The organism is Pseudoalteromonas sp. OF7H-1, assembly GCF_022347825.1.
In the GTDB taxonomy this organism is placed as follows: Bacteria; Pseudomonadota; Gammaproteobacteria; order Enterobacterales; family Alteromonadaceae; genus Pseudoalteromonas; species Pseudoalteromonas maricaloris.
In genome coordinates this window covers 82,090-105,436 of the sequence record NZ_JAKRFX010000002.1, presented here as the reverse complement: position 1 = coordinate 105,436, position 23,347 = coordinate 82,090, and the positions used below count along the sequence as shown (strand labels likewise).

16 protein-coding genes are annotated in these 23,347 nt (G+C 44.8%); 3 read left to right on the top strand and 13 right to left on the bottom strand.

From position 1 onward, the window contains the following. Positions 1-15: 15 nt before the first annotated feature. The 11 genes from MHN30_RS02690 to metA all read right to left on the bottom strand — a co-directional run bounded on the left by MHN30_RS02690 (position 16) and on the right by metA (position 17,123). Positions 16-2,442 (bottom strand): ABC transporter permease, encoded by a 2,427-nt coding sequence (locus tag MHN30_RS02690; RefSeq protein WP_239357920.1) that lies wholly within the window; start codon positions 2,440-2,442, stop codon positions 16-18. Continuing rightward, the gene (locus tag MHN30_RS02685; protein ID WP_045988311.1) at positions 2,442-3,164 is read right to left on the bottom strand and encodes an ABC transporter ATP-binding protein; all 723 of its coding nucleotides are present in this window, start codon (positions 3,162-3,164) and stop codon (positions 2,442-2,444) included. Before MHN30_RS02685 ends, MHN30_RS02690 begins: the two co-directional genes overlap by 1 nt. A gap of 11 nt (positions 3,165-3,175) precedes the next feature. Beyond that, positions 3,176-4,432, bottom strand: coding sequence for an HlyD family efflux transporter periplasmic adaptor subunit (locus tag MHN30_RS02680; RefSeq protein WP_239357911.1), 1,257 nt, complete (start codon positions 4,430-4,432; stop codon positions 3,176-3,178). Positions 4,433-4,606: 174 nt separating this feature from the next. After that, positions 4,607-5,710, bottom strand: a complete 1,104-nt coding sequence (locus MHN30_RS02675) for a hypothetical protein (protein WP_130164551.1) — start codon at positions 5,708-5,710, stop codon at positions 4,607-4,609. Between the two features lie 64 nt (positions 5,711-5,774). Further along, positions 5,775-6,578, bottom strand: coding sequence for an MBL fold metallo-hydrolase (locus MHN30_RS02670; RefSeq protein ID WP_130164552.1), 804 nt, complete (start codon positions 6,576-6,578; stop codon positions 5,775-5,777). A 76-nt stretch (positions 6,579-6,654) separates the two neighbouring features. Beyond that, positions 6,655-9,165 (bottom strand): ATP-dependent helicase HrpB, encoded by a 2,511-nt coding sequence (gene hrpB, locus MHN30_RS02665; protein ID WP_239357909.1) that lies wholly within the window; start codon positions 9,163-9,165, stop codon positions 6,655-6,657. Between the two features lie 76 nt (positions 9,166-9,241). Continuing rightward, positions 9,242-11,110, bottom strand: a complete 1,869-nt coding sequence (locus MHN30_RS02660) for a GGDEF domain-containing protein (protein ID WP_239357907.1) — start codon at positions 11,108-11,110, stop codon at positions 9,242-9,244. Further along, positions 11,110-11,994, bottom strand: coding sequence for a hypothetical protein (locus tag MHN30_RS02655; protein WP_069022693.1), 885 nt, complete (start codon positions 11,992-11,994; stop codon positions 11,110-11,112). The genes MHN30_RS02660 and MHN30_RS02655 overlap by 1 nt, the downstream gene beginning before the upstream one ends. 475 nt (positions 11,995-12,469) lie before the next feature. Next, positions 12,470-15,097 (bottom strand): methionine synthase, encoded by a 2,628-nt coding sequence (gene metH / locus MHN30_RS02650; RefSeq protein WP_239357897.1) that lies wholly within the window; start codon positions 15,095-15,097, stop codon positions 12,470-12,472. Between the two features lie 9 nt (positions 15,098-15,106). Next, positions 15,107-16,186 carry a homocysteine S-methyltransferase family protein gene (locus tag MHN30_RS02645; protein ID WP_130164556.1) on the bottom strand — a complete coding sequence of 360 codons (1,080 nt, stop codon included), beginning with the start codon at positions 16,184-16,186 and terminating at the stop codon, positions 15,107-15,109. Then, positions 16,176-17,123 (bottom strand): homoserine O-succinyltransferase, encoded by a 948-nt coding sequence (metA, locus tag MHN30_RS02640; protein ID WP_045961525.1) that lies wholly within the window; start codon positions 17,121-17,123, stop codon positions 16,176-16,178. The genes MHN30_RS02645 and metA overlap by 11 nt, the downstream gene beginning before the upstream one ends. A 177-nt stretch (positions 17,124-17,300) precedes the next feature. Here metA and MHN30_RS02635 point away from each other — a divergent pair, with 177 nt between their 5' ends. Then, positions 17,301-18,191, top strand: a complete 891-nt coding sequence (locus MHN30_RS02635; RefSeq protein WP_039491119.1) for a DMT family transporter — start codon at positions 17,301-17,303, stop codon at positions 18,189-18,191. A gap of 46 nt (positions 18,192-18,237) precedes the next feature. Here MHN30_RS02635 and MHN30_RS02630 read toward each other — a convergent pair whose 3' ends face one another. Next, positions 18,238-18,969: an Ig-like domain-containing protein gene (locus MHN30_RS02630; RefSeq protein ID WP_130164558.1), complete on the bottom strand. Its 732-nt coding sequence runs from the start codon at positions 18,967-18,969 to the stop codon at positions 18,238-18,240. A gap of 250 nt (positions 18,970-19,219) precedes the next feature. Between MHN30_RS02630 and MHN30_RS02625 the strand changes: the two genes are divergently transcribed. Then, a complete protein-coding gene (locus tag MHN30_RS02625; protein ID WP_130164559.1) occupies positions 19,220-20,827 on the top strand; it encodes a tetratricopeptide repeat protein in 1,608 nt (535 codons plus the stop codon). Positions 20,828-20,872: 45 nt separating this feature from the next. Here the strand turns inward: MHN30_RS02625 and MHN30_RS02620 are convergent, their stop codons facing one another. Then, positions 20,873-21,343 carry a hypothetical protein gene (locus tag MHN30_RS02620; RefSeq protein ID WP_039491112.1) on the bottom strand — a complete coding sequence of 157 codons (471 nt, stop codon included), beginning with the start codon at positions 21,341-21,343 and terminating at the stop codon, positions 20,873-20,875. Positions 21,344-21,711: 368 nt separating this feature from the next. On the opposite strand from MHN30_RS02620, the gene MHN30_RS02615 reads away from it, so the two are divergent. Then, positions 21,712-23,313, top strand: coding sequence for a hypothetical protein (locus MHN30_RS02615; RefSeq protein ID WP_130164560.1), 1,602 nt, complete (start codon positions 21,712-21,714; stop codon positions 23,311-23,313). Positions 23,314-23,347: the final 34 nt, after the last annotated feature.

The following is a 23,347-nucleotide window of genomic DNA, read 5'->3' as shown; positions in this document are numbered from 1 at the left end:
GCTTACGCCCAAACTTTAATGTTTTAATGCTCGCATTGGTGTCGAGTTTATTAACTGTCTCATTGGGTAAATCGCCGTGGCTAACGCAAAAGCCAACATGGTAACAATCACTACAAACAACCAACTGGATTTTGCCAACAACCAATCTGACGAAACACTTATATAAAATCCCGCAACAACCATAATGGCAGCCAACATCGCCACCAGCATGGGTGCGATGGTATCTGACAATAACAACCGATATAAACGGTGCCTTTTGGCACCAAGTGCCATTCGCATCCCAAACTCGTAGCGTCTTTGTTGAAAGCTATAGTTAAGCACACCGTAAATGCCCACCCCAGATAACAACAAACAAAAACCACAAAGCGCAAAGCTTAGCAGTAAAGTCAGGCGCTCTAAATAGGTAATGCTCTGATATGTCTTTGTTAAGTTTGAAAAACGCCATATTCCCGCCTGACCATTCACGGCGCTGATGGCATTTTGGATCTGAGCGCGAGTAAGTGATGCTCCCGGTTCCATTTCTATCATAAATGGATATCCCAAAGGCAGCGCGGGTAGCCAAACGGTTTTACCTTGAAGTTCATGATGACGTTTAGGGTGATTGAAGTTTTTTGAAATTCCTACGATTTCAGCAGGTACATCTGGGTTAAAAATAAAATACGTTTCACCAATCACATCACCGCCTGGCTTTAACGCCTGTGCCGCAGCCCAAGAAACAATAGCCTCTTCCTTTTCGCCTCGAATTGCAGCTTCGCTAAAAGTGCGTCCGGCAACGAGCTCAAGCCCAGTTAATGCAAAATAATCCGACCCAACGTTACCTCTAACCATACTCGGTGTCCATTCACCCGCCATATCCTGCATAGCAACCACAGGGACATCGCTTTGTAATGGACTTTCTCCATGGGCGACGCCTAACACGCCCGGAATGTTAGCCAACGCGAGTTTGAATCCTTCAATATTGGCGTAACGCGCGGGAAATGGAGTGGGATCTGCGGGAATATGTAGCATCACGCTATACATATTGTCCAACTTTGTTCCGAGCGGTCTAAGCAAGGTATCGGCGCTTTTACACAACACCAAGGTCGCCCCAAGCACCAGCACAGTGGTAAAAAACAGCTGTACCGCAACCAGTGTTTTTGTCGTCGCTATGCGTACCGCTTTTACGCTGCCTTTACCTGACGACTGCATGCTTTGTTTTAGTTGGCTAAAATCAATCATGCGTGAGGTGACAAACGCAAACAATAAAGCTAATAACAGTACGGTTAGGATAGCACTGAACAGCACTGTGGTATCTAAGGTTAAAGTGTCAATCAGCGGCAAATAACCACTGGTGAGCGATTTAACTAACCTCAGCTCCCACGCGGCGATAAATAACCCCACCAGCACAGCGCCTGACACCAATAACAGCGCTTCTAGTAAAATGCCACGAAACAACAGCTTACGCTTCGCGCCGAGCATTGCTTGTAAGGCCAGTTGCTGTTGGATGGTGTGAGCTCGAGAGATAAACAAATTACTCACATTAAAAATTGCGATGAGTACCAAGCATGACACACTCAACAACACGATAATGGCAAGCTTGTCATGTCCCGCCAGTTCTACGTCACGGTACGAACGTACTATAGGTTCAATATCAAGTAACGCTTCGTCAGCCGATTTCCATTCGCTTTGGTGCAGTTGAGCATTTTGATATAGCTGCTCTGCGAGGATATCCAGACCACTATTGGCTGGTAGTATCGCCAGTAACTTCAAGTTGTTTAGTCTGCTACTCCAAGGATGATACTCGCCGCGCTGATCACCAAAAAATCGCTCATCTTCAGAAAAACTAAGCCACAGCGCCCCATTTCCTTCACTTAAAAAGTAAGGATCAACATGCGTACGTGCAGCAACACCGACGATGGTGTACAGTCTGCCAACAATCCGCAGACTCTCCCCAAGCACATTGTCATCACCATTGAAGTATTGTTGCCAAAGTTGAAAGGAAATAATGACCTCTGGATTTTTCTGGCTAATGCTTTTCGTTGGTGTTAGGTATCGTCCCAGTGCTAGCGGCATTTTCACCATACTAAAATAATCCGAACTTGCAAAAGTCAGCGTAAGCTTTGGCTTGCCAGCTAGATTTTCAACCACATCGGAAAAGCTACTGATCAAAGCTCGTTTTTCATACATGGAGGGGTTCTGATACCAGTTCAGCATATTTTGAAAGCTTTGCAGCCCTTCAGACGCCCTGTCTTGGTATACGTTTTTTTGTTCTACCACCACAAATCGCGATTCATTTTCAATCTCAAGCGGCTTAATAAAAAAGCCACTAAACAGACTCAATGCGACAAAAAAGCAGCTTAACGCGAGTGCCAACGTCAGTACTAGCGTGATACAAAAATTCGGTACTTGAAGCAAACTTTTGATTGCCAGCCCTAATTGACGCCGAAGTTGCAAAAACCCCATTACACCACCTCCGCAGTACAAATATCGCGTTTTGCAACGCTTGATGAAACCTGTACCCCATCTAAAAGCTGAATTTGCCGCTTGGCATAACCTGCATAGCGAATATCGTGCGTCACCATGCAAATGGTTGTGCCTTGCCTATTCAACTCCCCCAGCAAGGCCATTACCGCATCACCATTTTTAGAATCGAGGTTTCCAGTTGGTTCATCAACTAATAAGATACTTGGCTCGCCTGCAAGCGCACGCGCAATAGCCACTCGCTGTTGTTGCCCACCAGATAGTTGGTTTGGTTTATGTTTTGCTCGGTGAGACATTTCAACTTGCTTAAGTGCGCCCATCACACGGCGCTCAATTTCGTCAGTCGCAAGCGCAGGCTCACGATATTGAAGCGGTAAAGCCACATTATCAAATACTGTTAACCCATCGAGTAGATTAAATGACTGAAAGACAAAACCGATGTGCAAATTACGCAGCTCTGCTTGCGTGTCTGCATCTAGCGTACTGGTTTCTATATCTTGGATGCGATAGCTGCCTGACGTGATGTCATCTAATAGTCCAAGAATGCTCAATAGAGTGGATTTTCCCGATCCTGAAGGACCAGTTATCGCAACGTAATCGCCCCTTTCAATTTCAAGGTTAATGTTGCTAATGGCGTGAGTTTCAACATCCTCGCCAAAGAACACTTTACTCACTTGATGTAATGCCAAAATTGTCTTGTCCATTTGTTCTTCCTTTACCGATTGAGTGATTTAATTGTTATTTTTTCTAGGTGCTGGTAATCAGACATTTCTGACACCACCACTTGCTCACCGGATAAACCGCCTTCGAGTACTTCTATGGCATTGCCGGCTAGTTTACCAAACTTAAAACTTTTTTTGATAAGCATGTTGTTTTGTTTATCTAAAACAAATAATTGACTCTGAGATTGTGGAGTTGCACGCGGTGGTTTAATCAGTGAAAGTGCGGCGGTCTTTTTTGCTGTAAAAATTTGCCCTTCAACAGTCAAAAGTGGGCGAGCATTGCTTGGCAGCTCCCCAAGCAATGTCAACTCTATCGCAATACGCCCGTCTTGTACTATGGGCACAATGCGGCTAACCTTAGCCTCAACCTGACCAACAAAGGTGTCTACTAGCGCTCGTTGACCTAAGATAATCTCGCTTGCTTCTCGCTCTGGCACCAGTAAATCGGCTACCAAAGTTCGCTCACTGCCCACCACGGCTAGCGCCTCTCCGCGTGTAATTGCTTGACCTTGACTGACATGTACTTGCTGCAACATGCCGCTGATCCCCGCAGTGACTTGTAATTGCTCCACCGCCTGAAGCGCGACCTGATAGCTCAGCTCATATTCTTTTAATAGCTCTAGCTCAATCTCAATTCTTTGCTTATGTAATGCACTGGTTTGGCTAAGCTGCTGCTGAGCGAGCTTTACTCGCTCACTTAACTGAGCGACCGTTAAGATTGAGCGCTGATGATCTAAGCTTGAAACTATGCCTTGGGTGACTAGTTGGCGTTCAGCCTGCTCTCGCAATTTGGCATTTTCAAGCTCACTGCTGAGTAGAGTATTTTGCCCTTTCAATACAAGTCGCTCACTTTCTTGGCTTAGCCTTAATGCTTCAACATTGGCTTTTTGCCTAGCGAGTACCAGTCTTTCTCGGTGGAGTTGCTGAGTTAACTCAGGATTGGTTAACTGTAAAATAACGGTGTCTGGCGCTACCCTGCTGCCTGGAAGATGCAGTACGGTTTCAACTTGCGCTGCAAATGCGGTTGTGAGCTCTCTACTGATCTTTGAACGTAATCGGCCATAGCCTTTAACACTAAACTGTATCGGTCCGGATTGAACAGTGGCAAATTTAAGCATTTCAGCATCTATTTGCTGGTCGTGAGGCACCATCCATACGCCCATTGCAGCGAGCACAATAAGGGTCGTTAACAGCCACCACCGACGAAATGGCTTTTTAGCCGTTTTGGCAAGGCTAGTGTGAATATCCATCGAATTACCATGTTATTATTTTTATACGGTAATACGATATTCAGGCCAAATTTAACCTATTGATTTTTATAAAGTTAAAATAATTCGCCTGTATGAACTTTCCCTAACTTGGGACTGTGTAATATCAGTTATGGGAAACCTGCCGCTCAGCAAAGAACAACTGGTTTAGATAGCCTATTTAATTCGCCAAATTGCTTTAAAGGTTTTACTCGCCAAATAGAAAAATAACAGCGGCATCAATACTAACTTCAGTACCAAAAGCGATACCACGTTTAAGAAGTCGATAAAGAGTGACTCAGCAGCGTCGAGCATATCGCTAATACCACTAGAAACCGCTTTAATTGCTCGGCTTAGCGTCCCCTCATTGCTACCGTGAAGCTGCTCATTGAGCTTTTCGATTGCGTGTTGATGTTGGTCTTTTTCTCTATTGATAAGCGCTATTTGCGTGTCGAGTTTTGTTTTATCGCTGGCCAATCGCTGTTGCTTTTCAATCAGTGGCTTAGCCTCTTCACTTTTGGTAAATGTTAGCCACTCGGATAAACTTCGGTTCGCTTGAGCCGCTTTAATATCACCTTCTAAAGCGGTAATTTCAGCATGTAGCTCGGTAGCTTCACCATGAAGTTGGATCTGTTGTTTCGTCAATAGCGCTATTTGCTCACTATGGCTTTGCTTTTGACTGGTGATTTGAGCCTTTATTTTTGCACTTTGCGTGCTGGTCTTTGTTGCTTGAGATTGAAAGAGGTCAACACTGCTCGACACCACTTCACTTTGTTTATTTATTTCTTGGTCCAGTAACAGTTGGCTAGTGAGACCCGTCGATAGAATTACAAAGGGAACCACAAAACGGATCAGTAGCATCGTGGCTAATATTTTAGTCCTTACCGTTTGCCAAAGTCCTAGATAGCAGCACACGAAATATCCAATTACGGTGACGGTAAAAGCAACACTGAATAATATATGAGTAGAAATAGTGTAGAGAATACGTTGGATAAACAAAGAGCCAATGGCTAATTGCATCACATCAGAAATATATTCGGCTAAATCATTGATAGGGTCGAGTAGCTGCGCAGGCTGAATGCTTGCAACACCAATCCCAACCTCGGCAGATTGCAGCAAAGAAATTGCGCCATTGACCGTACGTGCTGAAGCATAGACGAGTGAAGATTGTAGCAGCGCTCCATCAATGAACTCCGTCATGGTGAGATTGAAAGCTGATGACCAACTTAATACCACCAAGATAGTAAGTAATACAAATTTACCTATTTTAGCCCAGACCATCTACATACACACCTAGAATGCTAAAGGTTTAGTATTGATGAACAAAGCTTAACTAAAACTGATTTTAATTGTGGTTTTCTGGATAATGAGCTACCACAGATAATGTCCGCTCAATAAAACGGGTAAGCGCTCGTTCTGGAAGAAAGGGTTGTCGCCCTTCAAGATTAAACTGCGCTAATAAGCGCTTGATCTTAGCATCGTTCTTTATTTGCTCAACCGACTTACCCGCCTGATTCAGAATCTTAACCCGCTCAACCCAAGCGAATGTCTGAATTCTATGTTGTTCGAGTTCACTTTTCGATGTGGGTTTGCCATGACCTGGCACAATCAGCGTATTTTGATCGCCAATCGACAAAATCAAATCGACCGCTTTATTAAAACCCGTTAAGCCCCCAGCATAAAATGTTGGATGCCAGTTTGTAGTGTAAATGTCTCCGGTAAACAAAGTATTGCTCGTGGGGTGATAGAGAATGTTGTCATTTGCGGTATGTGAAACGGCTTGAGTATGCTTTATCACCCCGAGCTCCTTTAACCCTTGCGGGCTCTCAATAAGTGTAAAACCTTGCTGTTGGAAAAAAGCATTACCACCAGTATGATCCGAATGACTATGCGTATTTAGCAGGTATTTTTTCTCGGTCTGAAAGCTATTCTGTATCAAATCATTGAGCTTTGGCAAATCCGCATCTTCAGCTGTGGGGTCAATGATCACCACTCCCCTTTTCGTTGCAAAGATCCCAATGTTTGTGCCGTAACTTTTATCTCTAACGACTTTTGCTGTGTCAGATTGATAAAGCACTTCAAACTCACCGCTATAAGTTGGCTGAGCAACAATTAAGCCCAATAAGATGAACCCCGTAATAGACCGCATTTCACACTCCTTTCTACATTAGACTGTTCACGTTATAGCCATTATGACTTCTTTACAAGCCTATTGCTCCACCAGCCTACTTTCCTCTCGGTTTTATGGAGCGGCCAGGCTTTTCCTCAAGCGGTTTATCTGGCCATCGGTGTTTTGGATATCGACCACGCATCTCTTTGGCCACCTCAAAATAAGAAGTTTGCCAAAAGTTGCTTAAATCACTGGTGGTTTGGATTGGCCTTTTCGCTGGAGATAACAGCTCAAATCGCACTGCGACTTGACCATTGCCGAGCGTTGGCGACGTCAATTGACCAAACATTTCTTGTAACACCACAGAAACGGTTGGCCCTTGGTGCTCATCGTAGCGGATCGCGACTCGCTTATCGCTTGGCGTAACATAAAACTCAGGTGCTTGCGCTTCGAGTTGCTGTTGCTGCTCCCAAGTGAGTGTCGCTTGAAGCAGGTTAAAAATATCCAGTTGCTTCAGTTGTCTGATAGTGTTTACGCCCGTCAAATAGGGCAATAACCAAGTATCAAGCTGCGCTATCAAACTTGACTCAGATATCTGTGGGAAGGTATTCAAGTGCTCACTTAACCATTTAGCTCGAGCGAGCCAAGCGTGACTTTTTGCCGACCAACTGAGCAGACCAAGCCCTTCCGATGTGAGAATATCCTTCACACATTGGGCAAACGCTTCTTTGGGAATTTGACTCAGATTTTGCTCTTTTAATACCAGAGCATGATATTTAACTTGTTGACGTCCCTGAACCGTTTCTTTTTTACTATCCAGTTGATACTGCATCACTTCACTCAAGTATGGCGCCAGTTGCTCTAGTAATGTGCCCTTTTCGATTGCGCAGCTTAGAAATACCAAGCCATCCTTATTTTTGCCATCCACGTCACAAACGATCAAGTAGGCCTGACCTTGCAGCGGATCGCCTTCACGTAATGTTACTCCCCGACCATTTGCAAGCAAGTAGCGGTTATCCCCTTGAGGACGTTTTTGCGCAGCTCTGTCAGGAAAGGCATGAAGCAATAAAGTAGGCACTAAGGTTTGAATATCTACAAGGGTGATTGCTTCATTCTTGAGCTTAACTCCCAGTTTGTGTGCAAATGATTTGGCCAATTTTACGGCCTGCTCTGCGGCAGCTCTATGCAAGCGATAGGCTTTGGCGGCACGGGTACGGTCTTGAACAAACTCAATCAACGCCAAGACTCGCTCACATATATCGCTTGTGTTGGCTTGTACTACAATATCGCGCTCGCTCAATATTGCCGCCAAAAAACAAGCAAGTTGTTGCGAAATTAGCGTTTCACATCGCAGCAGCATGCTGGCAAGACGAGGCGCAACACCCAGTTGTAGTGCACGCTGCCCAGTAGTTAACACTTTATTATACGGATCGACCAAGCCAAGCGACTGATTCAATTGACAGGCCACCGAAAAATGTTGCGTCGGTGGCGGTGTTAGCCAATTCGCGTCCTTGTATTGTGTCACTCCCCACGCGCTTAGCTCTAACGCTAAATCAGAAAGGTCCGTGGTGGTTATTTCTTCAGGCTGAAAGTCACTTAAATTATTATGCTCACTTTCGCGCCAAAGACGTAAACAATGGCCCGCTTGTAGGCGACCCGCACGCCCGGCTCGTTGTGTTGCTGATGCCTTTGAGATCATCACCGTATCGAGCCGAGAGAGACCGCTTTTAACGTCATAGGTTAAGCGTTTTTCAAGGCCAGAATCTATAACCATAGTGATCCCTGCTATGGTCAAACTGGTCTCAGCAATATTGGTCGCAAAAATAACACGTCTGGATGCACTGGCGCTTTTACTCAGCACCTTTTCTTGTTCAGATAAGGGTAATCCGCCGTACAAAGGCAGAAGCTCAATATTACTTTGGTCAAGCACTTGGCACGCCTGAATGCAGCGCTGAATATCAGCCTGCCCGGGGAGAAATACCAATACATCGCCATCGCTTTGTAGAGTGAAAGCATGGCGCAGCGCACTTAACACATGATCCGCCAAGTAACGACTCGCTTTACCGATATATTCAATTTCAACAGGATAGGTTTTACCAGGGCAAGATAACCTTGGTGCGCCATCCAGATAATTCGATAATAGCTCAGTGTCTATGGTGGCGGACATCACTAGCAATTTGAGGTCATCGCGATATGCTTGTTGCACTTCAAACGAGAGCATTAAAGCTAAATCCGCATGAATCGAACGCTCATGAAATTCATCGAAAATAATAAGTGCAACATCACTGAGTTCAGGATCCGCTTGAAGACGGCGAGTCAACACGCCTTCGGTGACGATTTCCAAGCGGGTGTTGGATGAAACACGTTGCTCGTTTCGAATTTGATAGCCTACTCGCTCGCCGACCGATTCTCCCAGCTGTTTGGCTAAATAGGTTGCAATAGATTTTGCCGCCACACGACGTGGCTCAAGCATAATTATTTTTTTACCTGAAAAAATATCAGCTTGCAGTAAACGTAGCGGCACTAAGGTCGATTTACCTGCGCCGGGTTCGGCCTGTAATACCAGACGGTTATCATTGGTTAAGGTGGAAATAATCTCGGGGATGAAGGCTTCAATCGGCAGCAAAACTATAACGCTTTATTATTCTATCTTGCTCAATATGATACACCTAAACTGGATGTCTCCAAACAGCCGAATTCGCTTATCGGGTATTACAAGCATAAATAAGATCGGATAGATTTGACCACGTTTTTAATTTGCCAGCTTGTAAGTATGAGCGTAAATTTTGCACCATGTGCTCTGCCGGACTTTGCACTTCCTCGTCTCCAGTGTGGACACCAACCCAAGCATTACGATGAGATTCCTTCGCTAGATATAAACCACCGTCGGCTAACTCCAACACATGCTCCCAGCTAAGCTTATCTGGTTGCGTTGGATCAAACGGAAATGGAGCAAAACCGATTGAGCAAGTACAGTTGATAGATTGATCGTTCACCACAAATGGATAGCTCTCCACTTGGCGACGGATCCGCTCTGTCACTTCGTGCGCAGCCGCCCTGTCCATATCCGGCATCACCAGCAGAAACTCTTCTCCACCCCAGCGCACTATAATATCTGACTCACGTGTGCATTGCTTAAGGATTTCAGCAAAATCTTGCAGCACGATATCTCCTGCTGCATGACCAAAACTATCATTGATATTTTTAAAGTGATCGATATCAATAATCACAAAAATCAGATCGGTATTTTGTTGTAATTCAGGTGTTTGCCATCTTTGTTTGTATACTTCAATGGTGCCATCAATGACGCTAAAAAAGTGATGTCGATTACTCAGCCCGGTTAAGCTATCGGTGAAACTGAGGGTTTGCAAACGTTTGTTTCGCTCCGCCAGTTCCTCGGTCCGCTGCGCAACCTGACTTTCTAACAGCTTAGTGTATCGACGATTCTGCCAGCGCCAATAAAAAACCAGCAACAAGGTAAATGCAAGCAAGGCTATCAACAACCAACGCTGCTGACTTAATCTTGCGTTTTCTATCTGTTGCCGATGCGCCATAATCTGCTTTGCCTGCTGGGCATTGTCTCGCTCAAGCTCATTAAGCGCCTGCTTTTGTTGTGCGAGAGAATATTGCGCTTCTAGCTTAAGTAGTTTGTTATTACGCTTTTGCAAATTCAGTGACTGCTCAGTAACGGCATAGCGTTTTAAATAACGATGCGCTTGCTGATAGTCTCCAAGCTGGGCATAGGCTGAAGCCAGTATCCATTGCAACTGAGATTGAAAAAGTAAAAAACGTGTGCCGAGTGTATCTCTCAGCCCTGCCTGAGCTAAATCAATTGAAACTGCAAAATCACCACTTTGTAAAGCGACTCTGGCACGCTGCACCGCTGCCATAATCCGCATTCTTTGGTTTTGAACCAAATAACCTGCATTGTCTAACTCATCTAGAATTTGTTTAGCTGGTAAATATTCACCGATCTGTAAATGAGCCCAAGAACGCGTCAGCTTTAACTGCGCTAGTGTCTCCTGTCGAATACCTGAAATCTCTGGTACGAAAGAGGACTTGAGCGCTAAACGATAAGCGCCCTTATCCATATTCAAGCGCGACTGCCATAAACTGATATCGGCTTTTATCTGGGCATTATCATCAATTTGCTCAGCCAGCAATGAGGCTTTATCTAAATAACGCTGTGCTAACTCATAGCTCTCTAAGTCAATATCAAGGTGAGCGATGGCGAGATAGGTGTTTGCCTTTAAAAATGTATTGTTATCTGCTTCGGCCAACTGCAATGCTTGTTGGTGCAAGTCCAAACCATCCTCAAACTCACCAAAGTGTTGAACTATACTACCCTCTAACAGTAATGCTTTGATTTGCAGCGGCTTATTACCTTGCGCACGCGCTTGTTCTCGCAGCGCTCTGATGTCCGGTAATAAAGACAAGTCATAATCTTGTTCAGCCGACATTTGTAGCGCATTTAAATTGCGCTGTATTTGTTCCGAAGATTCGTAAGCAAAACCACAAAATGTAATTAGCGCACTTACCAATATGCAAAGCGATACCACAGCTGGCTGCATTAGTCTCCCCCCACCAGCATTTCAGCGTTAGCCACCTGCCAATTCGCCACTTTTTTGTTGATAAAACCAGATTCTGTCAACGCCCGTTTTAGCACGCCTCGTCGTTTAAGTATTTTTAACCCACGATTGAGTGCCGCAAATATTTGCACGCCTTCAGGATGGTTTTTACTGACGACAAAATGCCGAGAGTCTGGCAAGACAACCTTAATATTTTCGATTGGGACATATTCTTTACCTTCAAAATTTAGAGTTAAAGAATCACTCACGCTAAAATTAATCAACATAGTGTCAACGACATCGCTTTCTACCATTGCCAACATGGTTTCCCACGGGCCAATAAAGCTCACCATGTGTAAGTCTGTATTCATCAAGGCACGCCAATCCACTTCCCATTGCGGGTTAGAAACAACATTCAACTGCCGAAGCTGTGAAAGCGGCGTTTGCTGCAGTGCGACGTTACGCTTGGTGACGTAAAGTCCTGCTTCGTAATCTCCAACTTCAACAAGCGGATCTGAGATAAATAATGAGCCGCGATAGTCCACGATATTTTCATGCCAAACACTACGAGCAAGGATTAAACTTTCCCCAGCGATCAGATCAGAAAACTCTAGAATATTCACCGAAGGTTTTGGATTAAATACGACTTTACGTGTTTCACCACCAAGAAATAGAGCCTGCTGTAATAGTACCATTTCGATGATTTCAATATGAGAACCTTTGGTGGTAGGAAAGAAAGAATCAACGTCTAAGACGTCACGACCAGCAAGAAAGTGCTCATAACGCTGACTGAAATTTTCGCTACTGATTATATCAACAACCAGCTGATTACTCCCCCAACAGAGATTGGAAATAAAAAGGAGTGAAAACAGCCACTTCATCTTCATTGTTGAGTAAAGCCTTATTATTAACAGTTATTCAATTCAGTATACTTGAATTTAGCGCGCTCTGTTAACCACTAAACAACATATTCTAATGAATTTGGATTTGAAATTTATCAGCCCGCAAATAACCGTTAAAACTCAAAAAGTGAAGGCAACAAAAAACCTAGGTTACCTTAGGGCCTGTTTATCTTTCAAGTTTGTTTTTGCAGCAGTTTGATTGGTATTTATACAAGGCAGAGCCTGCGTAGCATAGTTGCTCTATGTGAGTCAGGCGATAACAAAGTAGAAATGCCAATCAAGCGCTGCCCTTTGGGTTCACCTGAGTGCGCTTTGTTCATTGTTGCTCAACTTTTGCCTAGATTACTAGGCGGCAAGTCGAGCGTCGCGACCAAAACATACTCAGAAGAACAAAAATCAAACAGCAAAGGTCAACAGGCCCTAGTCTTGAATTAAGTTAAGCTAGGCTTTAATTCAGCTATTATGCGGGTTCATATCCTAAGTTAGGACCAAGCCAACGCTCCGCTTCTTCTAGCGACATCGCTTGACGCGCGGCATAGTCTTCTACTTGATCTCTTTGAATACTCGCAACGGCAAAGTACTTAGAATCTGGATGTGAGAAATACCAACCCGACACCGCCGCTCCCGGCCACATGGCGTATGAGCTAGTCAGCTTCATACCAATACGGTTTTCGACATCTAACAGCTGCCAAATTTTTTGTTTTTCGGTGTGTTCAGGGCACGCAGGATAGCCTGGCGCTGGACGGATCCCTTGATAGTTTTCACGGATAAGTTCTTCGTTACTTAGCGCCTCATCCGCCGCAAATCCCCAGTGCACTTTACGCACTTGCTCATGCAAGTATTCGGCAAATGCCTCGGCTAAGCGATCTGCGACCGCTTTAATCATGATCTTGTTGTAATCATCTTGCTTGGCATCAAATGCGTCCGCTAAGTCATCTTCTTCAAGACCACCAGTAACGGCAAATGCACCGAAATAATCAGGTGTGCCTTTAGGTGCAACATAATCAGACAAACAATAGTTAGGGAAGTCAGTTTTTTCGGTTTGCTGACGTAACTGACATGACGTAACCAAGACTTCGCTGCGCGACTCATCGGTATAAATTTCAATATCATCACCCACGCGGTTAGCAGGGAATAACCCAATCACACCCAGTGGCTGCAAAGTACCCTCTTGTTCTAACTGATCTAACATGGCATTGGCATCATGAAACAGTTTTTGCGCCTCTTCACCAACCACTTCGTCTTGTAGAATACGTGGATATTTACCGGCCAATGACCAGGTCATAAAAAATGGCGTCCAGTCGATATAATCGCGTAGCGTTTTAATGCTCACGTCTTTAAATTCAGTGATCCCTAATTTACTTGGGACCGGTGGCGTGTAGCTTTGCCAATCAAGTTTTACCGCATTATCGCGCGCACGCGCCAAGGTAACCGGTTTTGAGCGTGGCTTTTTACGCGCTTGCTGCTCTCGTACTTTGACGTATTCATCCGCGGTTTTTGCCAAAAATTCAGGCTTTTGGGTTTTACTTAACAGGCTAGATACCACACCAACCGCACGACTGGCGTTATTGACGTAAATCACACCTTTATCATACTGAGGTTCAATTTTAACTGCGGTATGGGCTTTCGATGTGGTAGCACCACCAATAAGCAATGGAATATCAAAGCCGCGGCGTGTCATTTCTTTAGCGACATGCACCATTTCATCAAGGGAAGGCGTAATAAGGCCAGACAAGCCAATGACATCAGCATTTTCATCAATGGCCGTTTGCAGAATTTTCTCTGCCGGCACCATCACACCCAAGTCCACAACTTCGTAGTTATTACATTGCAATACCACGCCCACGATGTTTTTGCCAATGTCGTGTACATCGCCCTTAACCGTGGCCATGATCACTTTACCGTTACTAGAGCCTTCTTCTTTTTCGGCCTCAATGTAAGGGTCAAGATAGGCAACCGCGCGCTTCATCACTCGAGCAGATTTCACCACTTGAGGCAGGAACATTTTGCCCGCACCAAACAAGTCGCCAACCACGTTCATGCCATCCATCAGAGGCCCTTCAATCACTTGAATTGGCTTATCAAACTGTTGGCGACAGGCCTCGGTATCCTCGTCGATAAACTCGGTGATCCCTTTAACTAAGGCGTGCTCCAAGCGTTTTTCAACTGGCCAAGAACGCCACTCTAAATCTTCCTGTTTTTCGGCTTGCGCCATGCCCGAGTATTTAGGCGCGATTTCAACCAATCGCTCGCCAGCACCGGCGTCGGTATTGAGGATCACATCCTCAACGGCATCACGGAGCTCTTTTGGAATATCGTCATACACGGCTAACTGACCCGCATTGACGATCCCCATATCCATGCCCGCTTTAATCGCATGGTAAAGAAACACAGAGTGGATCGCTTCACGCACCGGGTTGTTACCACGAAAAGAGAAAGAGACGTTCGATACGCCCCCTGACACTTTACAGTGCGGCAGGTTTTGTTTAATTCTGCGCGTGCCCTCGATAAATTCTACGGCGTAGTTATCATGCTCTTCGATACCCGTAGCGACCGCAAAAATATTAGGGTCAAAAATAATGTCTTCTGGCGGAAACCCAAGCTCGTCAACCAAGATTTTGTAAGAACGCTGACAGATCTCAAACTTTCGTTCTGCGGTTTCCGCTTGACCAACTTCATCAAATGCCATCACCACCACAGCTGCACCAAAGCGCTTGATGATTTTGGCTTGGTGGATAAATGGTGCCTCACCCTCTTTTAAGGAGATTGAGTTTACAATGGCTTTACCTTGAATACATTTCAGACCCGCTTCAATGACTTCCCATTTAGACGAGTCGACCATGATGGGGACTTTAGAAATATCCGGCTCTGACGCTATCAGATTAAGAAACTTCACCATCGCAGCTTTTGAGTCCAACATGGCTTCATCCATGTTGATATCGATCACTTGCGCGCCGCTTTCAACCTGCTCTCTGGCAACATCCAGCGCGGTTTCGTAATCTTCTTCTAAAATTAAGCGCTTAAATTTTGCCGATCCCGTTACATTGGTACGTTCACCGACATTGGTAAATACTGCTGTTTGTGTCATGGTGAATTCCTAATTTAAGTTACAGGCTTCAAGACCTGCCAAACGCATCCGCACTTCGATGTTAGGCAAGCTACGCGGCTGGGTTTGCTCAAGGCCTCTCGCGAAGGCGCGAATATGTTCAGGCGTGGTGCCACAGCAGCCGCCAACAATATTGATAAACCCTTCATTGCCCCAATCGATAATCTCTTTTGCCATGTCGTCGGCTTCTAGGTCGTATTCACCAAACTCGTTAGGAAGCCCTGCGTTTGGATGCACAGAGGTAAAGGTCTCACAAACCCGTGACAGCTCTTCTACATACTGTCTTAATAAATCGGGGCCCAACGCGCAGTTGAGGCCGATAGAGATTGGCTTAATATGGCGAATAGAGTTATAAAACGCCTCGGTGGTTTGCCCTGATAGCGTGCGACCGGAAGCGTCGGTGATCGTGCCCGAGATCATAACAGGCAGAGTGACACCCGCTTGCTCGAACGCTTCTTCTACACCGTAAGAGGCGGCTTTGGCATTGAGCGTATCAAAAATAGTTTCAATCAAAATAAGGTGAGCACCGCCCTCGATAAGAGCAAGCGTTGATTCAACATAGGCTGCAACCAATTTGTCAAAAGTGATATTGCGAAAACCTGGGTCGTTTACATCTGGAGAAATCGAACAGGTTTTTGACGTTGGACCAAGCACACCAGCCACATAGCGAGGCTTGCTAGGATCTTTGGCGGTAAATTCATCACACACCGCACGTGCAAGCTTCGCCGATTCAAGATTAATCTCACGGCTTAGGCTTGCCATATCATAATCTTCCATCGAGATGGTGGTAGCATTAAAAGTATTGGTTTCAATGATATCCGCGCCAGCAGCTAGATAATCGCGATGGATCTGTTTGATTATCTCAGGCTGCGTCAAACTTAGCAGATCGTTGTTGCCTTTGATAAGGACATGCCAATCTTTAAAGCGCTCACCGCGATAGTCTTCTTCTTCTAATTTGTGCTTTTGGATCATGGTTCCCATTGCACCATCTAAGATCAGAATACGTTGCTGCATCGCTTGCTTAAGCTGCTCTGCTATTTGCTCACCGTTTACGGCTACATTATTCGGCATAATTGTTAGTCCTTACATCTTGGCTAACTAAGTTAATATCATAAGGTGTGGTTTGGTAAACATAGTAGTTTAACCAATTTGAGAATAACAAGAATGCATGGCTTTGCCATGTCTTAGATGGACGTTTGCTGGTGTCATTCTCAGGAAAATAGTTCTCAGGCTGCGGTGCGTTGGCCATTTTTTCACAATCGCGAAGGTATTCTTTTTGTAGCGTATCGGCGTCGTATTCAGGATGACCGGTAATGTATACTTGGCTACCTGAGTGATTTTTAATTAAGTAAGCGCCCACTTTTTCAGAGCCTGCTAACACCACTAGATCTTTACACCCGTTAATTTTGTCGATGTCGATATGACCATAACGTGAGTGTGGCACCAAAAACTCATCATCAAAGCCGCGAGTGAGCGCCCCGTGATCAAAATAACAGTGGTGCTTAAATACGCCACACAGTTTGTCATTTTTGAGTGCTCGCTTTAACCCATAATGGTGATACAAACCGGCATGTGCGGCCCAACAAGAAAACAGGGTTGAAGTAACATGGTGCTCAGCCCAATCAAAAAACGCCTGTAATTCCTGCCAATACACCACATCGTCATATTCAAGATGCGCCAGCGGCGCACCGGTGACTATCAAAGCATCATAGTTTTGATCTTTCACATCCGAAAAATAGCGGTAAAACATATCTAGATGCTGCTCTGAGTTTTCAGAGCTGCGGTGGGTGTCTAGTCGCAACAAATCAACATTCACCTGCAAAGGGGTATTTGCCAGTAATCGGATAAATTGCACCTCAGTCTCCACCTTATTCGGCATCAAGTTTAATATCGCGAGCCGCATTGGGCGGATCTCTTGCGTTGATGCACGACTTTGTGGCATCACGAACACATTTTCATGACGCAATTGGGCAATGGCTGGGAGTTCGTCGGTGACGGTGATTGGCATGCGCTGCTCCAGACTAATCGAATGGCATTATTATGGACAAAAACTGGAAAATTTCAACCTCTAGATGTATGGACGTCTAAACATTTGTGATAATAATTTGATGTCTCACCTCTCACTGATTATTTCAATTTATGTATACTTGCCATCATATAAATAAACACAAGAAACTTGATATTTATGATTGGTATTGGCGAAGCGGCAGCGATTGCGGCGGCTGGGGTATGGGCTGGCTCAACCATACTGTATAAACGATTTAGCCATCACCTTAGTCCATTTGAGTTGAACGTTAGCAAAGGCGTCATCGCTTCTGCTTTGATGATCTTGTGTTTGCTCATCGCAGGTGATGCTATGTATCCGACCTTACTCTCGAGCTGGGGCTGGCTGATAGCCAGTGGGATACTGGGCATAGCGATTGGTGACAGCGCTTACTTTGCCGCACTCAGAAATATAGGCCCTGCTCGCACTTTGGTTATTGAAAGTCTTGCACCTGCCATCGCGGGGATCTTAAACATTGTGCTCCTTGGTGTTTATCTCAGCGCATCCGCTTGGCTCGGCATTGCAGTGACGACCGTTGGTGTGATGTTGGCGATTAAGCCAAGTAGAAGCCAGCCGGTATTAGACAAAAAACATTATCTCTTGGGAGTCTGTTTTGCACTCACGGCTGCCATTTGCCAAGCGGCGGGTATGGTACTGTCCAAAGGTGCGCTAAATAACGAAAGCATTAGTAGTCTGTGGGCGGCACTTATCCGCTTAGGGTCCGGCACCCTATTTGTGGCCTTTATTGTTGTTTATTTGAAATCACAAAGCCTGTTTAAAGCACTCACACTTAAACAAATCGACAGTAAAAACTGGTTATTCGTTGCAGTGTTTTTTGGCACCTTTATTGGCCTTTGGCTACAGTTGATTTCCGTTAATCATACTGATCCCGCTATCGCACAAACCATCTTTGCAACGGCACCGCTCATGGTCATGACGATTGGACTACTGCGCAGAGAAGCTATTACTAAGTCTATGATGTTTGGAGGCCTAATTGCTTTGGCTGGAGTATTTTTATTGCTAAAAGGATAGCCAATATACACACTTAATATGTGTGCATATTGACCTGAGTTTGGGGTTAATTTGCTACCGAAATAGAAACTGTCGCTGGCGCGCTTGTAATATCATAAAGGTTGTTACCCTTAATGCGATATTGGAACGAATCCTGGCCAATGAACCCTGCTTTTGGTGTGTAGGTAATGGAATAGTCACTGTTAACAGATACTGTACCGTTAGCTGGTGAGCTAAAAATCTCAACACCATAATAATATGGTACGCCACTATCGTTATCTTTAACGTACACATCAACAGATTGACCAGCAAAGGTTTGTGCCGAGTCATCACTCGGATACACATCGTAATTACCACCAAACGCTTGGTCTAAGCTAACTCTGATCTCTCCCCACTCCGATGTTTCTCCAGCGGGATTAACAATGCGAAAAGCAATCGTATCTATCTTTTGGTTACCGTTGTCTTCGCCTGAAAAATAAAGCACCTTACCCTTAAATTTAACCCAACGTCTGTCTAATGTGTTGTATGCAACCGCCTGACCGTATGTAGTGTAAACTTTGTCATAAAAGCCAATTTGATCGTAGCTTTTGCTACTATCCAATTGAATACGTAGCTCACTATTTGGATAATTTGGATCAGTCACGTTACCATCGGCAAAGATATTAAATTCCTCTTGGATGTTTAATCCAGCATTGTACTCAAATATGGCTTTATCAAGCTGAGGAGCGGCACTCACTAATGGTGCAAATAACGCGACACCGACGCTAAGTGACTTTAGCCACATTGTATTTAACTTCATTTTTATTTCCTTATGGATTGATTTCCAGCTTCTTCAGCTGGGCCTTAATTAGCAACAAGACCATACCAAAAACACATTCAACTAACAATATTAACAAATCGAGACTTGGTCGTACTGGCAAAGTTAAACAACAGCAGCTAGACAGCAACAAAATACAAAAAATAGTCCACCTGAGATTTATTAAAGGCAGACACGACTTTTTGTTACCACTATATTAATATGTAAAAACAATGTATCTAGACTAATATTTATGCCTTTGCTTTTAGCTTTACTGCTCGTTGTGTTACCGGCGCATGGTTCAGAATGCCCAAGTGCTAATAATGCTAACCTCACAAGCCAAATTTTGTCTTGTAAGCAACATCTTGAAACGCTTGAACCCAACGGTGCTCAAGCTTTTGATGCACATCTTGAGCTTGTGAGCTTGTATCGTCGAGCGGGTGACATAAAGCTCAGCAATCAAATACTGGATGAGTTGATGGCATGGAAGTTAACCACACTTCAGCGCTTTCAGGTGTTAAGACAAAGTGGTATTAATCGTTACCGCCAGCGCAATTATATTCAAGCGCTGGAGAGCTTCCACGAAGCGCAAACGCTTGCGGCTAAGTTGCAACAAAACGAACTCCTGGGTAAATCGGCAAACGATTTAGCTAATGCTTATCAGGCACTCGGAGATCTAGATACCGCCCTTACTTTATTTTTAGAAAGCTACCAAATAGCGAAAGCAACAAATAACCAGCAAAGACAAGCGATCACACTTAATAATTTAGGGAATGTGTCGAGGGATATTAATCAGTTGGATGATGCCATTCTCTCATTTCGTCAAGCCCATGCGCTCCACCAACAAGCCGGCGACCAGGTCAAAGCGAACCACACCTTGCTAAGCATAGCGGAAGTCTTCTACAAAAAGCGCGACTACAACAAAGCAATTGAAATCATTGAAGATTTACTTCAACCTTTGACACAAAGTGGCGCCTATACCCAATTGTCTCGAGCCTATTTATTATTGGCCGAAATTGCCATTGCTCAAAATCATATCGCTCAGGCACAACAGCAACTTGCTTCATTTAAACGTACTCGGCAACTAATTCAACACGGTAAAGTGGATCAGCGAGCACTGCTTATTGAAGCCAAACTCAAGCAGCTTGAGGGCGATAACCTAACAGCACAAACGATACTTAAACAGGGGCTTGAAGCGCATAATCAGCAAAATAGTCAGCTTACGGAGTTATTTTACATTGCCTTATTGCAGTCCCAACTACAAACACACGCTTATAAAGAAGCGGTAGAGACCGCACAGCGTTATAATGACATGCTTAAAACTAGTCGTGTACAAAGTGAAAACCTTTATCAATTTCGCCTTCAAAGCGCTAACGTCTTGGCCGCGCCTAAGCACCAAACAGAGACAAGTATTTTGTCTCATGTACTCGTCGGGTTTATCGCATTTGTAGTGGGTGTGCTGGTTACTTACAGCTTTGCTCGCTATACCGCCCGCACGGGTACTAATGGATTGCACGGTGGACATATGAGCATTGACGAACAGGCCGCTAGACAATTGATGGTTGAAGTAATGACACTCACTTTGACGCTTTGGGAGCAAGGTAGTGGCAAAACTCGTGTCGAATTAGCGGAAGAAAGCAAAGTGTGGAAAGTGAATATCGATGATGGTCGCTTACGAGTGCGTACTCTTGAACGCTATCTAAATATCAAAACGCTGCCCAAAAAGCCGCGTATTCGAAATATTGTTACCACGGCACAATATGTACTCACTCAATGCCAAGACGCTAATTTCGATACAGCACCTCTTTGTGAAAAAGTTGCACAACTGGAGCAAATCTTAGCGTGCTCCAACGCTACTTGATGTCTACAACAAAGGGGCTTTCGCCCCTTCTGGTATTAACAGGCCCTAATTAACCGTGGCGGTCTCACATAAATAACATGCTAAGGTCACGCCCATACCGGCCTCATACTCTTGATGATGACGGTCTCCTTTGAATTCAAAAGGCCCTTCAAAGCGTGGATACACTGCCATATCAGGTTTTAAGCTATTACTAAAGCCTTTCATATTTTGATGTAGAGATTGACACATTTTATTACCCATATCATAAGCAAGCCGCCAATCATCAAACTGGCCACAATCTAGTTGTGGTGTAATGCGACCAGAAATACTTTGCTTAGGACTGGTGCAAACGTTACTTCCTTCACTGTGTAAATATTTAAAGGTCCCAGCTGTTAATGTCATTTTACCTAGCAGAATCGTTTGCCGCTTTGGACATTTCGCCCCATCAGCAACTTCGAGCTGCGCTATCATTTCTGGGCTATGGGCTTGTACAAAGCTCGCAATCAAAGTTGCTCCCAATACTATTACTCGTCTCATAACTGTCTCCTTATTGGTTATGACACCGTTATTCGATTGCGAATGTACTCACGCTGAGACTCCAATAACGGCGATAGCAAAATCCTGCCTCAAGCGAATATTGATTGCAGCAAAAGTTACGGGGCAATTGGGTAAATTTGGGTAAAAATATAAGTAGACCTTTGATATTTAAGTTTTTATTTACCACAGCTTGATATCAAAACTTACCTAACCCAAGGCGTCCGTTTAATATCAAAGGTTTTACCCAAGTTGACCCTAACTGGCCCTACAACCTCCTATTCAATCGCTGAAAAAGTTTCCAACATCACAAGGCAAGTTAACAATGCATGAGGCATGTTGACTCAGCACAACGATGAAGGAATAGAAAAATGAAACAGAGAAATTTCACCCCCAAATTAGTCAGCCTAGTTACCAGCACGTTGTTACTGGGTAGTATTTCGCTACAAGCCGCAGAAGAATATGGAGAAATGGCTCCCTCTCAAGTAAGCCCAGAAGCGTGGCAAGCCATTTCAAACTGGTCTCAAGACCGTGTTTCCTTGCTTGAATATATCTCCGACAACGACGAAGAATATGAATTAGACCGCTACGTCGATAGCTTGATCCGCGACTATCGAGATGGCGAGATGCTAAGCCAAGCAAAAGCTATCGATCAAAACGTGTTATCAGCATGGGAAAATGCTTTTACCGAGCAAGCGCCTGAAGATAACTTTTTCTTTTCTCGATATCTTATTCAATTTAAACCGACGGTATTCGAAAAATGGACACAACAGCAAAAAGTGCCAACACTCAGCCAACATTTAGAGCTAAATGCACCGCAGCTTTACAACACTTGGCATAAGGAGTACGCAGCGCCGAAACGTAAAGGGCTCTCGGTACTTGAATACGATAGGACGCTACCGTCAGATATTCTTGCCGAATTAAAAGAATTGCTGACTAAAAAACCCATCTTCGGACCTAAGTCACAATGCTCATGTCAAATGGTGACCCCTTCAACCAGCACAGGCCAAGTGGTAACGAACTACCCATCAACCCAAACGCCTTGGAGCACATCCACCAGCGATGGTAGTGGTTTCTCTAAGCACCATGCTTATGTCAATACCTCAGCCTACGGCGCCTTTCACTCAGCTAAGGGGAAGCGTTGGTCAAAAAATAAAGCGCTCAGTTTCGATAACACCTCAGCCCACAACTCGACAGAGTTCCACGTCAAAATGTTATGTGCAGACACGGGGGGATTTGCATGTAATCAAAGTAATGCCTGTTCGGGCAATTTAGAAGTCAGAGGCACTTATTCAGCTCGCTACCATGTAACCGGGCAAGCTAAAAAAATCTGGTCAAAAGGTACCAACTCACATGCAACTGACGGCGCAAAATTTGCGGTCGATTTGCCAGGAGCGGCACCTGAAGTCATCTTGTTTAATAAAGCCGGTGGCGCAGCCATGGGATACAACACCACATGGAATTTAAACTCCACCATTGGAGTCGTCAAAGCCGCACTTGGCATTACTTCTGCAATCGTCAATGGCAACCCAGGCAGCTTGCTGGATGGTCAATTGGCCGATGCGCTTATCACCAACTTGGCAGCCATGATCACGCGTTCGGGTAATCAAGCCAGTGTTACCACCACAATGCGCGCGCGCTTCGATTCGTCCGACGTCAGTCCTTTTCTGTTGCAACCCAATGAGGTGTATCACTTTACCCTTGATTCAAAAGGTCGGGTACAAGCCAGAGGCTACGGTGGTTATTCGGACAGTCATTACGAATATGGTAGCTCAGGCGCGGTGATGTATGCGGCAAATCACTTTACCTGCGGCAGCAATGTCAATGCCCCAGCACCTACAGGGTTATGGTTCTATTCGTCACAATCCGGTCCTGATAGCGACGCGTCGTTACGTAGTGACGTTGAAAACTGGCTCTCTGTCCAACTCAACAAACCCGTTAATGCGGGCCAACGCCAAGGCATCATTCACTAGGTTTTTGTTAAGGGCGGCTATGCGCTGCCCTACT